13 protein-coding genes and 1 tRNA gene are annotated in these 13,106 nt (G+C 61.3%); 6 read left to right on the plus strand and 8 right to left on the minus strand.

Annotated features, from left to right (window positions below; all coding sequences use genetic code 11):
- Positions 1-1,065 carry a DUF1513 domain-containing protein gene (locus CFI11_RS04465; RefSeq protein ID WP_130403457.1) on the plus strand — a complete coding sequence of 355 codons (1,065 nt, stop codon included), beginning with the start codon at positions 1-3 and terminating at the stop codon, positions 1,063-1,065.
- On the opposite strand, the gene CFI11_RS04470 is transcribed toward CFI11_RS04465, so the two are convergent.
- Complete coding sequence (locus tag CFI11_RS04470; protein WP_371687468.1) at positions 1,062-1,511, minus strand: Lrp/AsnC family transcriptional regulator; 450 nt, start codon at positions 1,509-1,511, stop codon at positions 1,062-1,064. The two genes, CFI11_RS04465 and CFI11_RS04470, sit on opposite strands and share 4 nt — an antisense overlap.
- A 76-nt stretch (positions 1,512-1,587) precedes the next feature.
- Between CFI11_RS04470 and CFI11_RS04475 the strand changes: the two genes are divergently transcribed.
- A complete protein-coding gene (locus CFI11_RS04475) occupies positions 1,588-2,181 on the plus strand; it encodes a LysE family translocator (protein ID WP_130403459.1) in 594 nt (197 codons plus the stop codon).
- A 36-nt stretch (positions 2,182-2,217) separates the two neighbouring features.
- Here the strand turns inward: CFI11_RS04475 and CFI11_RS04480 are convergent, their stop codons facing one another.
- On the minus strand, positions 2,218-3,480 hold the full coding sequence (locus CFI11_RS04480; RefSeq protein ID WP_217358751.1) for an alkaline phosphatase: 1,263 nt from the start codon (positions 3,478-3,480) through the stop codon (positions 2,218-2,220).
- Between the two features lie 190 nt (positions 3,481-3,670).
- Entirely contained in the window at positions 3,671-4,507 is an 837-nt protein-coding gene (locus tag CFI11_RS04485; protein ID WP_130403463.1) for a GyrI-like domain-containing protein, read from the minus strand.
- A gap of 123 nt (positions 4,508-4,630) precedes the next feature.
- Here CFI11_RS04485 and CFI11_RS04490 point away from each other — a divergent pair, with 123 nt between their 5' ends.
- Entirely contained in the window at positions 4,631-5,593 is a 963-nt protein-coding gene (locus CFI11_RS04490) for an acetyl-CoA carboxylase carboxyltransferase subunit alpha (RefSeq protein WP_130403465.1), read from the plus strand.
- On the opposite strand, the gene CFI11_RS04495 is transcribed toward CFI11_RS04490, so the two are convergent.
- The 5 genes from CFI11_RS04495 to CFI11_RS04515 all read right to left on the minus strand — a co-directional run bounded on the left by CFI11_RS04495 (position 5,590) and on the right by CFI11_RS04515 (position 9,651).
- Complete coding sequence (locus tag CFI11_RS04495) at positions 5,590-6,384, minus strand: ABC transporter permease (RefSeq protein WP_130403467.1); 795 nt, start codon at positions 6,382-6,384, stop codon at positions 5,590-5,592. The two genes, CFI11_RS04490 and CFI11_RS04495, sit on opposite strands and share 4 nt — an antisense overlap.
- The gene (locus CFI11_RS04500) at positions 6,377-7,144 is read right to left on the minus strand and encodes an ABC transporter ATP-binding protein (RefSeq protein ID WP_130403469.1); all 768 of its coding nucleotides are present in this window, start codon (positions 7,142-7,144) and stop codon (positions 6,377-6,379) included. Before CFI11_RS04500 ends, CFI11_RS04495 begins: the two co-directional genes overlap by 8 nt.
- Before the next feature lie 32 nt (positions 7,145-7,176).
- Positions 7,177-8,193, minus strand: a complete 1,017-nt coding sequence (locus CFI11_RS04505) for an ABC transporter substrate-binding protein (protein ID WP_130403471.1) — start codon at positions 8,191-8,193, stop codon at positions 7,177-7,179.
- Between the two features lie 84 nt (positions 8,194-8,277).
- On the minus strand, positions 8,278-8,928 hold the full coding sequence (locus tag CFI11_RS04510; RefSeq protein WP_130403473.1) for a GntR family transcriptional regulator: 651 nt from the start codon (positions 8,926-8,928) through the stop codon (positions 8,278-8,280).
- A gap of 30 nt (positions 8,929-8,958) precedes the next feature.
- A complete protein-coding gene (locus tag CFI11_RS04515; RefSeq protein ID WP_130403475.1) occupies positions 8,959-9,651 on the minus strand; it encodes a M48 family metallopeptidase in 693 nt (230 codons plus the stop codon).
- Between the two features lie 101 nt (positions 9,652-9,752).
- Between CFI11_RS04515 and CFI11_RS04520 the strand changes: the two genes are divergently transcribed.
- The 3 genes from CFI11_RS04520 to CFI11_RS24570 all read left to right on the plus strand — a co-directional run bounded on the left by CFI11_RS04520 (position 9,753) and on the right by CFI11_RS24570 (position 13,043).
- A complete protein-coding gene (locus CFI11_RS04520) occupies positions 9,753-10,085 on the plus strand; it encodes a TIGR02300 family protein (RefSeq protein ID WP_130403477.1) in 333 nt (110 codons plus the stop codon).
- Between the two features lie 74 nt (positions 10,086-10,159).
- A tRNA-Ala gene (locus CFI11_RS04525) sits at positions 10,160-10,235 on the plus strand.
- 609 nt (positions 10,236-10,844) lie between these two features.
- Positions 10,845-13,043: an acyl-CoA dehydrogenase family protein gene (locus tag CFI11_RS24570; protein WP_254449018.1), complete on the plus strand. Its 2,199-nt coding sequence runs from the start codon at positions 10,845-10,847 to the stop codon at positions 13,041-13,043.
- The last annotated feature ends 63 nt before the right edge of the window (positions 13,044-13,106 follow it).

Consider the following 13,106-nt stretch of genomic DNA (forward strand, 5'->3'; position numbering starts at 1 on the left):
ATGGCCACCCGCCGCGGTTTCATCGCAGGGTTGCTCGCGGCAGGTGGCGTGCCGGCTCTGAGTTGGGCTGATGCCGGGACGCCCGCGTTTCTCGCCGCCGCAATGGAGGCGAATGGGGCTTATGCCTTATTCGGGCTGAAAGAGGACGGAACGCTTGCATTTCGGCTGCCCCTTCCAGATCGCGGACATGCCGCGGCGGCGCATCCCACCCGCCCCGAAGTTGCGTTTTTCGCGCGCAGGCCCGGGCAATATGCGCTGGTACTCGATTGTGTGACCGGCGCGGTGCTGCGCGAACTTGAGGCTCCTACGGGACAGCATTTCTATGGTCATGGGGCGTTTTTTCAGGACGGAGAGCTGTTGGCCACGACGGAAAACATCGTGGAGACCGGACAAGGGGTGGTGGGCCTCTGGTCCCGATCCGAAGGGTATCGCCGGATCGGCAGCTTTTCCAGCGGGGGTGTCGGGCCGCATGAGCTTATCCGGCTGTCAGAGGACCGGCTGGCCATCGCCAACGGGGGTATCCGGACCCATCCGGGGTCGGGTCGGGCGAAACTGAACCTTGAAACGATGCGCCCGAACCTCACGCTGATGAACGCGTCCGGGCACATCCTGGGCCAGGTCGAACCCGATAGAGCGCTTCACAGGAATTCCCTTCGCCATATCGCCGCTCTGCCCGATGGTGCGGTTGCATGCGCGTTTCAGTGGCAGGGCGATGTTTACGAAACGCCCGCACTGCTCGCCATCGTTCGGGACGGTGTCTTGCAGTTTGCCGATCACGACGCGCTGCTTTGGACAGAAATGCAGGGCTATGCCGGCAGCATCGCCATCGGTCGTTCCGGGCCGATCCTCACAGGGCCGAGGGGCGGGGTATTGGCGCGCTTTGATCAGGCCCAACGCCCCATCGCCACGGAGCGGCGGCCAGATGTCTGCGGCATCGCAGCCCGAGCCGGGCAAGTGCTGGTCACCGATGGGCTGGGACATGTCTTTCGCGCGGGCCATGGTGAACTGGAGCATCTCGAGGCCCACCCTGTGGCCTGGGACAATCACGTCGTCGCCCTGACTTAAGCGCGGTTATCCTTTGGGGATCCCATGACCACGTAGGAGGTGATCGACGTGACATGGGGCAATGTGCCCAGAACGTCGGTATGGAAGGTCATGTATGCCTGCAGGTCGGCGCTTTCGACACGCAGCATATATTCGATTGTCCCTGTGATGTTGTGGCACTCGCTGACTTCCGGCGCGCGTGCGATTGCGCGCTCGAACGCCTCCTGCGCCTGTTTGGAATGTTCGCTGAGACCCACGCCGATGTAAGCGACAAAGCCCACTCCGCGCGCGGCCGGATCGATGACCGCGCGGTAGCCGGTGATCACGCCACGCCGCTCAAGGTCCTGAACGCGGCGCAGGCAGGCGGACGGCGACAGGCCCACGCGCTCTGCGAGGTCCAGATTGCTGATCCGTCCGTTGCGAGACAGCTCGTGCAATATTCGGTCGTTTATCTGGTTATTTGGCATGATAAATTGCGGTTTTTGTACGTTCTCCGCAGAATACACAATTTCATTTGGACAAGAAGCGCTGAATGTTGCGTGCATGACTTATGACCTTGCCCTGGCGCTCGCCACCTTTGCTTTCGTATCCTCCATCACACCTGGGCCGAACAACCTGATGCTGATGGCTTCAGGCGCCAATTTCGGCTTTCGGCGCACAATTCCGCATATGCTGGGCGTCGCGGTTGGGTTTGTGGTGATGCTGCTTCTGGTGGGGGCCGGATTGGTGCAGATCTTCGATGCCTATCCTGTCAGCTATACCGTGCTGAAAGTGGTGAGTGTGGTCTATCTGGTCTATCTGGCGTGGAAGATCGCAAACGCCGCCCCTGTGCAAACCTCTGGCGCATCGGGAACGCCGATGAGCTTTTTGCAGGCGGCACTTTTTCAATGGGTCAACCCCAAGGCCTGGGCCATGGCGTTGACGGCGATCACAGCCTATACACCGGATCAGACGCTTCGGGCGATCCTTTTGGTGGGGCTGATTTTTGGGGCGATCAACCTGCCATCCGTGGGTTCCTGGACGGTTCTGGGGCAGCAGATGGCGCGGTTTCTGACCAATCGCAAACGGATGGTGGCTTTCAATTGGGTGATGGCGGGGCTTCTGGTGGCCTCGCTCTACCCGGTTCTGTGGCCGTAGAAATGGGGCGGCGCTTGCGCGCGGCCCCGATCGCGGTCAGTCCGTCGGTGTGGCAAACATCGTGCGATGCATCAGGCCGTAGACGTCGGTATTGTCCATCAGCGGTGTGACCAGTTCGCTGTTGAAACCCGCCGCGCGCACCAGAATGCCGCCCGCGACATCCTCATAGCCGACCCAGGCGATGCCAAAGGGATGTTGGACGCCTTCTGCGTCGGGCGCCGACATGAAGGCATCGCCAAAGCTGCCCTGCTGCCCATGCAGGATACCGCCGCCGCGTGTCGTGGCCTCGACCGCTTCGCCCTCACCAGGAACCGAACTGCCCGAAACGACCTGCATGCCGCCCGCGTCGCTGTCGGCGGCCATCACCAAAAGCGTGTCTGGGTTGGTGTCGACAAAGTCGAGCATCACGCCCGTTGCTTCGTCAGCACGGGCCAGCGCCTCCAGCGTGCCACTGGCGTTCATGTTGTTGGCGATGTTGTCGGTGCCTTCCTCCTCGATCACCGCGAAGAAGCCCGTCTCGCTTTGCGACAGGATCTCCAAAGCGACCTCCGTCATCTCGGCGATGGTCGGGGCGGTCTCGGAATAGGTGGGCAGGCCGTCGATCAGGTTTCGCTCGTATTCCTGGTCGTTGAAGGTGTGGTTATGCGCAAAGACGCCCAGCACGCGCTCTACGCTGTCAGTGTCGAGCGCCATCATCTCGTCGCGGTCATAGACGATGGTATAGCCCAGTTCCTCGGCCCGTTCGATCAGGTTCAGATCGTCCTCACGCTCGCCGGGGCCGTGGCGCCCTTCGGTGCCTTCAGGCAGCAAAAAGCGCTCTCCACCCGCCATGATGACCTGCGCACCGGATTCGATCACCTGCGCTGCGATGTCATCGGTGTTGCTGCGGCTTTCGGAGGAGGCCACGAAGACGGCCGTGCCCGGCTCCGCGATGTGCCCGGTCTGGATCAGGCCGACCGCACGGTCGGCCTCCATTGCCTCCTGGGCGATCGACATCTGCTGGCCGGATGCGGCTGTGATCTCTTCGGTGCCGTTCAGCCCGAAGCTGTCGTTGACCACCTTCACGCCATAGGCATGGACGGTGGCCCCGCCATGGCTGGTTCCGGTGAGACGGTCCGCCATGTGGCCGGTGTAAACACCGATGGCCGGCAGGCGGTCCCAGTTCAGTTCGCCATCGGGTCCGGCGACATGCATGCGCGCGGCACCCCAATGGTTGACCCCGCTGCCGTCGGGATGGAAGAAAATCACGTTCCCTGTCTCTTGCGCCGTCACTGCGGTGGCGCCGAGGCCGACACTCATGCACGCAGCGTATATCATCGTCTTTTTCATTCGAAGATCCCCTTTCGTGTCTTGATGTTCGGTCGTGGAGAGGCAGCGTACATACGCGGCCTCTGTCTCTGCGACATCAGGCAAGTGGGGAGCGTGTGTAACAGGCAAAGCACAGGCCCGTGACAAAGACGTAACGGGCCTGTGGATAAGCGGTTCGGGCTTATTTCAGCAGTACGCAGATGTCGGTGCGCAGATCTTTGGGCGCCGTATCCATCGGCGAGTTGTGATAGAACTCGAAGGGCCAGGCGTCGGCAGGCTCCTCTCCGGATTTTGGAAGCCATTCGCCATAGAGGTAGTCAAAGGCTGGTTTCAGCGTGGTATAGGGGCCTTCGTGATGCAGAATGGCATGACGCCCGGCCGGGAGGGTCATGGTCAGCATCGGTGGGGTGATATCCGCGTCGTCGGTGACAAGAAGGCCGGCATATCCCCGCAGCTCTTCGGCGGGTACCTCATCGGGATCGTCGCAAGATACGGCGATCATGCCGCGTGAATGAGGCCAGAGATCACGTGTCGAAAAGAGGCCCGCGAGCTGATCGAACGCCCGGCCAATTTGCTCGTAAGGGCCGGTATGGGGCAGCGCGGCCATACGGCGTGCGGGCTGGTCGACGGTTTCTACATTATACATAAGATGGTCCTTTGGTTTCTTCGTGGATCGGGGCTTTGGCGGGATACCTGCCGCGCGAAAGGCGGCGGGCGTCTGGCCATAGACCTCGGCAAAGGCACGGGCGAAGCTTTTGATATTCGGATAGCCGCAGGTTTCGGCGATCCTTTCGATGGTATGATCGCTTTTCACCAGGTCGGATGCGGCCCGGTGCAACCGGATCCGGCGCACGGCTTGCGCGCAGGTCTCCCCGGTCATGGCCCGGAACACCCGGTGCCAGTGAAAGCGCGACATCGCCGCCTCATCCGCGAGCCGGTCGAGCGAGAGATCCCCCGCCGGGTTGTCGTGGATATAGCGCAGAACGCGCAGCAGGCGGTCTTCGTAGCTTGCGGTCATTCCTAAGCCTCGTCTGTGTGCCTGACCCGGTGATGACACGGGTGCGATCCACAAATCTTGCTGAGTTGCATCCCAAGGGACGGCGCGTCATATACCACGGGGCAGAATACGATGTGAGGCGCCATGACCCAGTATCTGGATTTCGAAAAACCGCTGGCCGAGATCGAAGGCAAGGCGGAAGAGCTGCGGGCGCTGGCACGGCAGAACGAAGAGATGGATGTTGCGGACGAGGCCGCGGCCCTGGATGCCAAGGCCGTCACGCTGCTCGAAGATCTCTACAAGGATCTCACGCCCTGGCGGAAATGCCAGGTCGCGCGCCACCCGGACCGGCCGCATTGCCGCGACTATATCGAGGCGCTCTTTACCGAATATACACCGCTGGCGGGCGATCGGAATTTTGCGGATGATCACGCGGTGATGGGCGGACTTGCGCGTCTTAATGGGCAGTCCGTAATGGTGATTGGACATGAAAAGGGCAGCGACACCAAATCCCGGATCGAGCGGAATTTCGGCATGGCCCGGCCCGAAGGATACCGCAAGGCCATCCGGCTGATGCAGATGGCGGACCGTTTTGGTCTGCCGGTGATCACGCTGGTCGATACGCCCGGTGCCTATCCGGGTAAGGGTGCGGAGGAGCGTGGCCAGTCGGAGGCGATTGCACGCGCGACGGAAACCTGCCTGCAAATCGGCGTTCCGCTGGTTTCGGTCGTCATCGGTGAAGGTGGTTCAGGCGGGGCGGTGGCTTTTGCGACGGCCAACAAGGTCGCGATGCTAGAGCATTCGGTCTATTCTGTGATCAGCCCTGAGGGCTGCGCGTCGATCCTCTGGAAAGATGCCGAGAAGATGCGCGAGGCTGCGGAGGCCTTGAGGCTGACCGCGCAGGACCTCAAAGCCCTCGGTGTGACCGATCATGTCATTCCAGAACCTATGGGCGGTGCGCATCGGCATCCCGATGTGGCGATTGCCTCGGTGAAGAGCGCTATCGAAACGATGTTGAAGGAACTTCACAATCAGGATGCGCAGTCGCTGGTCGCAGCCCGTCGGCGCAAGTTTCTCGACATGGGTGCCCAGGGACTGGCGGCCTAACTCCGCCAGCGCAAGAGGCGACGTTCGGCCAGCCCGATCAGCCAGCTTGTCAGAACGCCCAGCACCGACAGGATCACCACACCTGCAAAGAGCCGTTCCAGATCGTAGAGCGATCCGGCCTGCAGGATATAGGCGCCCACGCCGTATTCCGCGCCCAGCATCTCGGCCGCGACCAGAAGGATGATCCCTATGGCGAGGCTCACCCGCAGGCCCGAAAGGATGCCCGGCAGCGCGCCCGGCAGGATGATCTTGCGCACGATGGAGAGCCAGGAGAGGCCAAAGCTCTGCCCCATCCGCACGAGCGTGCGGTCGACATTGTCCACGGCGCCATAGGTCGCGACGACAGTGGGGGTAAAGGTACCCAGAGCGATCAGCGCATATTTCGAGCCCTCGTCGATGCCGAACCAGATCACGAACAGCGGCAGCAGCGCGATCTTGGGGATCGGGAAGATGGCGGCGACCAGAGGGATCAGTCCGGCACGGACATAGCTGAAGAGCCCGATCAGAACACCGATGCCGATGCCCACTGACACGCCCATTGCGCTGCCCACGGCGAACCGCATCAGCGAGGGGTTGAGATGTTCAAATAGCAACCCGCTGTTCCAGAGATCGACAAAGGTCAGCCCGACATCCGACGGGCGCGGCAGTGTGAGGTTGGAGATCCAGCCCGTCCGCGTACCCCATTCGATGAGCGCGATCAGGAGGATGAACACCACCAGCCCTGCGCCCCGGCGCGCGGTCGGGCGGAAGCCGCCACCGCGAAAGGGGACGGGCCGTGTGCCGTCAGACATTCTGAAGCTCCTGATCGGCGGCCATCGCCTCTTCGCGCATCAGATCCCAGAGACGCTTTTGCAAGGCTTCCAGATGCGCGTTGCCGGGACCGCGCTGGTCCAGAGGGGCCGGCACCTCGATCACCTCCCGAATGCGCCCGGGCCGACGGGAGAGGACGGCGATGCGGTGGCCAAGCCGGACAGCCTCGGCCAGATTATGCGTGACGTAGACGCCGGTGAAAGGCTGCCGGGTCCAGAGGGAAATCAGGTCTTCCATCAGGAGTTCGCGTGTCTGTGCGTCAAGCGCCGAGAGCGGTTCGTCCAGCAGCAATACGGCGGGATTGACCGCCAAAGCCCGCGCGATGGCCACCCGTTGTTTCATGCCGCCGGACAATTGCCGGGGCAGGGCAGTCTTGAAATCCGAGAGCTTCGTGCGCGCCAGCACATCGTCGATAATACTGCGCGCCTCGGCGCCGCGGATGCCGTGATCTTCGAGAACAAGGCTCACATTGCCCTCGACACTTCGCCACGGCAGCAGGGCGAAATCCTGGAAAACGAAGGTAAGCGGGTTCAGGCACCCCTCCGGCGGGGTGCCCAATTGCAGAACCTCGCCCGATGAGGGCTGCTCCAGCCCGCCCAAGAGGCGCAGCAGTGTGGACTTGCCGCAGCCTGACGGGCCGATGATGCACAGGATCTCGCCCGCCGGAATATGCAGCGAGAGATCGTCCAGCACCGTCATGTCGCCATAGCGGTGGGTGATGTGGCGGGTTCTCAGATCCATGCGGTAGGGCGGGGTTCACCCCGCCGCGCCCTTTAGCTCATCATCTCGACGTAAGACGAGTCTACCAGCGTTTCGGTCGTGATGCTGTCCTTGACCAGCCCTTCGGACTGGAACCAGCCCAACTGATCCTGCACCGAGGCCATGTTCAGCGCCGCATTCGCGTTGATCCGCATGGAGCCATTGACGATGGACGGTTTGGCCTTTTCGTAGGGCCGGTCTGTGTAGACATACTTGTGGATCAGCTTGACCATCTCCTCGGCAGCCTCGTCCCCTGCAGTCTTGTCGACCAGAGCCGAGTTGAAGTCATCCGCCCCCTTGGAGAAGGCACGCAGGAAGGCTTCGGTTTTGGCGCGTTCGTTGGCGGCGTTCTCGGCGGAGGTGAAGACGGTCGTGACCTGATAATCCGGGATGTAATCCGCGACATCGCCGATGATATGAACCGCCCCCGATCCGGCGAGGCCCTTGGCGATATGCGGCACGATGGACCAGGCATCGACCTGGCCCGATTTCATGGCTCCGATGATCGCGCCGACCTTTTGCAGCGGCTTGAAGCTGACATCGACGCCTTCTGCCGCGCTGATCTTCGATCCCATGTAGTGGAACGACGACCCCGGCTGCGTGACCGCAAAGCTCTTCCCGTCCAGCATCTTGGCACTGGTCAGGCCCGCCTGATAGGCGGCGTCGGAGGCAAGGATCTTCTGCCCGTCGATGCCCGCCTCTTCGCTAAGCGCTCCGCCAATCACCTTGGCGGCGCCTTTTTCCGCGAGGCTGATCAGCCCGCCCGAGATCGCGGTGACCGCGTAGTCCGCATCGCCCGACGCGATGGCCACGGCCATGGGCTGGGCGGCCTGGAAGAACTTGAACTCCACGTCCAGCCCTTCATCGCTGAAATAGCCCCGCTCGAAGGCCACAAAGCTGGCGGCGTGGCTGGTGAAGCGCAGCGCGCCTACTGTCATCTTGCTGCTGGCCAGCGCGGGGCTGCCCAGCATCGGCAGTGTTGATGCGGCCCCCATCAGGCCAAGCGCATGGCGCCGTGTGAAATCGGTCATTTGAAATCCTCCCTTATGCGCGGATCCCGGTCCGCGCCTCCCTGCCGCACGATATTGTGCAAACAGGCCCAAGGGCAAGCAGGCTTAGGTTGTGAGCATCTTAAGGCCCTGCGTGACATCCGAGCGCACCGCCAGCCGCAACCCCGGCTCATCGCCCGCTTTCAGCGCGGCTATGATCAGCTTGTGGAAATGCGGCGGTTCTGTCCGGCGCAAACGCCCGTAAAGCGCGCGCATCGTGGGGCCAAGCTGCAGCCAGACCGTTTCTGCCATGGCCAGCATCGCAGGGGCCTGAGCGCGCAGGTAAAGCGTGCGGTGAAACTCCAGATTGCTGCGGATATATCCGACCGCATCGCGGTTCGATATCACATCGGCGATTGTCATATTGATCGCCTGCAGCCTGTCGATGAGGGCGATATGGGCACGGGGCAGGGCGCGGCTGGCCAGCTCAACTTCGATCAGCGCCCGCAATGCGGCCAACTCCTCGATCCGCTCGTTGCTGAGCTCCGGGGTCGACACCCTGCCTGAACTGGACAGAAAAAGCGCCCCTTCGGCAACCAGACGCCGTACCGCTTCGCGCGCGGGTGTCATCGAGACCTCGTATTCCTTGCCGATCCCGCGCAGGGTCAGCGCTTGGCCCGGGGAAATCTCTCCATGCATGATGCGACCACGCAACCCGCGATAGACGCGGTCATGGGCAGCGGGGGTGACCTCGGCGGGACGCGGATTGATCATCATGGGTTCATGTCATCTCATTCTCCGCTGCGGTCAATCTGCAAAACGGTAGCGGTGCAAGGAGGCCCCTTCTTGCCTCAGCCACCTGCGCTGCACATCGTAGGGGCCGAACAAGGTTTCAACCGCTCTCCAGAATGCCGGACTATGGTTCATTTCGGCCAGATGCGCGACTTCATGTGCGGCAACATATTGCAATACGTCCGGCGGCGCGAGGATCAGGCGCCAGGAGAACATCAGATTGCCCTGCGACGTGCAGGAACCCCAGCGCGAGCGTGTGTCCCGCAGCGTGATCCGGCTGTAGGGCCGGCCCAAAGCCGATGCATAGCGATCCGATGCCGCAGCCAAGCGATCCCGCGCGAGCTGTTTGAGAAAACCGGCCAGACGAGGCCCCAGAACATCCTTTGAACCAGGCACGGCGAGCTCGGTATTGGACAACAGCACACGGCGCCCCGATCCCTCGACAAGCGTCCGCATCTGCCCTTCGACCGGCAGGTGCATGCCGTGATGAACGGTTTGGCGGGCTGGCATCTGCCCCAGATGTTTGCGGATCCAGTCCTCTTTCGACATGGCGAAACTCAGCGCCTCGCTTTCCGGGAGGCCATCGGGCAGGGTCAATGTCACGCGACCGTCAAGCTGCGAGATCCGCAGACTGATCCTGCGGGCGCGCCTTGATTTGCGGACCGTTAACGGAATGGAGGGAGATCCTTTTAGAATATGGTCTGCCACCTGCGCAGCCCCTTCCGCTAAAGCCTTTGACAGTCCTTACCGCATATGGCACGTGACCGGAATCGTCGATACGACTCAGCAGTTTTTTGAAGGGATATCTCATGCCCAAGGAAGAATGGGGCGTCAAACGCGTTTGCCCGACCACCGGCAAACGCTTTTACGATCTGAACCGCGACCCGATCGTGAGCCCCTATACCGGAGAGGTGGTCGAACTGGATACCGGCAAGACGCGGATGATCGCCGCAGACGCCGAGGATGCGGCAACGCTCAAGGCCAAACAATCCGAGACATCGGATGACGATGTAATCCTCGAAGATGACGACGACGCTGTTGACGTGGATCTGGGCGATGACGTTCTTGACGATGACGACGAGGACGACAACGTGTCGCTCGACGATCTCGCAGATGTCGCCGCGGAGGACGACGAAAGCTGATCTTCTTAGGGCGGGGGCTTGCATTTTTCGCTTGATCTCGCCCCCGCCGTTCCATAGATCAGCCACACTGGTTCGGGGCCTTAGCTCAGTTGGGAGAGCGCTTGCATGGCATGCAAGAGGTCAGGGGTTCGACTCCCCTAGGCTCCACCACTTCAGACCTTCCCGCGTAGAGCTTTCCGATGATCCTCTAGGCCAGGATCTAGTCGGTGCTTTGGATATGTGCGCTTGAGCGCGCCATGCTTGGCGATTTTCTTCGATAAACTGACGTGCTGTTCTGAAAGCGCCATGATGAGTGGTTGGTCGCCTTCTCGCACCTGTTAGCCGCGTGCCTCCATCCTGCGCTTCACTTTAAGGTCCATCAGCAGGGATCTGTTGGAGGCGACGTCGGTTTGCCTGCTAATCCGCACCTTGGGGGTCCGCAAATCCATGCCCATCGCGCCATCAGGGCGGCATCGAACCGGATGCGTTGCACTTGCGCCGTTGGTCGGACCAAGATCCGGAAGGGGCAGGGACGTATCCACGGCTTCTGGCCAGCGGTTCTTGTTGGTAGGTTCGGCAGGTCATGAGCCGCAAAACCACAGCCCCATATTCGACGGTATCTCGCCAGTTCATCGACGATTGGCGGGTTGCATTACGGTCACTCTGCGCCGACGATCACTATAGATCATTGCTTGAGCGAGCCGAGCTGGCGATCTCGGATGATACCCCCGCGGGCGGGCGACGCTGGATCAGATCGTTTGCCTTTACCAGTTCGCCGCGGTGGAGACAGGCGATGAGATGATGGGGCTTTGGTCCCGCCCGATCCGGCCGCGTGCGTTTCAGCATCTGCTCACTTCCGTGCGCGAGTCGACGTCCTTGTCGTCAGCGCTTTATCGCTATTCGACCTTCTGGAACCTCCTTTTGGACGATTACCAGTTTGAGCTGGTGGATCACGGAGATGCACGGGCGCTGTGCTTGCATCCCCAGACCAACGGTGTCGTGCAGCGTTTTGGCCATATGCTGATCCTCAAGCTTGCCCATGGTGTTCTGTCATGGCTGGCGCGAAGCGAAGTCGACGTGAAAGCCGTTGATTTTGCATTTGAACATCCGGCCTTCAAGGAGGATTACGCCCTTATTTTCCCTGCACCCATCAAGTTTTCCGCAAGTGTGACCGCGATCCATTTTGAGGCCGGATCGCTGGTCCCGGTTCAGTTCCGAAGCACAGATGATCTGCACCGCTTTCTGGAAAACGCGCCGCGCGACTGGCTTTTCACGCGGTCGCAAGAACATACGCAATCCCTGCGGCTGCGCGTTTATCGGCGCCAGTCGACATGGGAAGAAGCCAACCTGGACGAGGCAGCCAAAGCGCTGCACATGACGCCGCGGACCCTGATCCGCAGGCTTGAGGCGGACGGGACGTCCTTTCAGGCGATCAAGGATGGCTTGCGTCGGGATATCGGCATTGGCGTTTGCAAGTGGGAGACGCCAGTATCGAGGCGATTGCGCAGGATGTTGGTTTTTCCTAATCCGCCAGTTTCCACAAGGCGTTTCACCGATGACGGGGGCAACCCCCAGTTCGTACCGGCGGCGTCGCTAGGGGCTCGCCTTAGTCTGTCACTTTTGGACAAGAAACTGTCATCGCACGAGATAGCATGTCGCGGGTGCAGATTGCTATCTCTGCAGAAATTCACCAAGTGCCGCGTCACGCTGCTGTCTTTCGCCAACCTGATTTGGCGAGATCGGAGATGCGTGCCAAGCCACAAGGACGCGCTCATGTCAGACAAGCTTGAAACCATTCGCGCCGCAGCCCGAGATCACGCACGCGATGTCATCGCACCCAATGTGGATGCCTGGAATGCGGAAAGGGCATCGCCGCGCGCGGCATCAGATCAGGCTGGCGCGGTCGGACTAACCGGGCTCTACGCACCCGAAGAGTGGGGCGGGCAGGGCTTGCCGCTGTCGGAAGGTATCCAGGTCGACGAACAGTTGGGCACGGGCGATGGGGCCTACGCGTTTGCGTTGTCGATGCACAACATCTGCACTTTCGCAGGCTGCGGATACGGCACGGACGCCTTTAAGGAAAAATGGGTCAACGATCTGACCTCGGGTCGCAAGCTGGCGAATTTTGCGCTGACCGAGCCGCAACCCGGGTCCGACCCGATGAAGATGTACACCCGCGCCACAATCAACGGAGACGGCACATGGACGATCAGCGGCGCCAAAGCATGGGTCAGCCTCGCGACCGAGGCGGACATATATTTCACGGTTGTCAAAACCAGCGACACGCCCGGTCACAAGGACATGGCGATGATCGCGATCCCAGCCGATGCGCCCGGCCTTCGCTTTGGCCCGCTTTACGACACACCCTCCTGCACCTTCCTGCCGATGTCCGAGATGTACCTCGACGAAGTTTTCGTAAGCGAAGACAACATCATCCTGCCCATTGGCCAGGGCCTGCAAGGTTCGCTTATGGCAATCGACATCGCGCGCGTTTCTATCGCGTCGGGCTGTTGCGGTCTGATGCAGGCAGCTCTTGATACCGCGCTGGCCTATTCCAAAACCCGCAAGATGTTCGGTGGCAAGAACCTGGAACTGGACGGTATCCAATGGATGCTGGGGGAGGTGGCGACTGATCTTGAAGCGTCCAAGTTGCTCTACCGCAAGGCTGCCGAAGCGCTTGGCACACCGGAAGGTCCGCTTTTGGCGGCGCATGCGAAGCGTTTCGTTCCCGATGCCGCAGTAAAGGCCGCCAATACATGTACCCAGCTTATCGGCGGGATCGGCTTGCTTCAGCCCTACGGTCTGGATCGGCTGTCACGCCTGGCCCAGATGCTGCGGATCGTCGACGGTACAACAGAAGTCAGCCGCGTCGTCATCGGCCGCGCCCTGCAGAGACGGGCGGCTGGTTTGCCCGATATTCCGGTGCCCAAGGGGTACGGTGAAATCACAGAGGACGACGCAATGATCGCTGCGGAGTGATCCGCCGATAAGCACAAGGCCCAACCCGTTTGGCGTCTGCGGTCGCTGTTCTTGGCAGCACTG

Origin of the sequence: Thalassococcus sp. S3 (genome assembly GCF_004216475.1) — a bacterium.
In the GTDB taxonomy this organism is placed as follows: Bacteria; Pseudomonadota; Alphaproteobacteria; order Rhodobacterales; family Rhodobacteraceae.

Coding starts and splice junctions, on each gene's coding strand:
- CFI11_RS04510 (WP_130403473.1), bottom strand. CDS start 8,928: ATGATGATCAATCCGCGTCCCGCCGAGGTCACCCCCGCTGCCCATGAC.
- CFI11_RS04475 (WP_130403459.1), top strand. CDS start 1,588: ATGACTTATGACCTTGCCCTGGCGCTCGCCACCTTTGCTTTCGTATCC.
- CFI11_RS04495 (WP_130403467.1), bottom strand. CDS start 6,384: ATGTCTGACGGCACACGGCCCGTCCCCTTTCGCGGTGGCGGCTTCCGC.
- CFI11_RS04500 (WP_130403469.1), bottom strand. CDS start 7,144: ATGGATCTGAGAACCCGCCACATCACCCACCGCTATGGCGACATGACG.
- CFI11_RS04465 (WP_130403457.1), top strand. CDS start 1: ATGGCCACCCGCCGCGGTTTCATCGCAGGGTTGCTCGCGGCAGGTGGC.
- CFI11_RS04520 (WP_130403477.1), top strand. CDS start 9,753: ATGCCCAAGGAAGAATGGGGCGTCAAACGCGTTTGCCCGACCACCGGC.
- CFI11_RS04485 (WP_130403463.1), bottom strand. CDS start 4,507: ATGACCGCAAGCTACGAAGACCGCCTGCTGCGCGTTCTGCGCTATATC.
- CFI11_RS04505 (WP_130403471.1), bottom strand. CDS start 8,193: ATGACCGATTTCACACGGCGCCATGCGCTTGGCCTGATGGGGGCCGCA.
- CFI11_RS04470 (WP_371687468.1), bottom strand. CDS start 1,511: ATGCCAAATAACCAGATAAACGACCGAATATTGCACGAGCTGTCTCGC.
- CFI11_RS04490 (WP_130403465.1), top strand. CDS start 4,631: ATGACCCAGTATCTGGATTTCGAAAAACCGCTGGCCGAGATCGAAGGC.
- CFI11_RS04480 (WP_217358751.1), bottom strand. CDS start 3,480: ATGAGTGTCGGCCTCGGCGCCACCGCAGTGACGGCGCAAGAGACAGGG.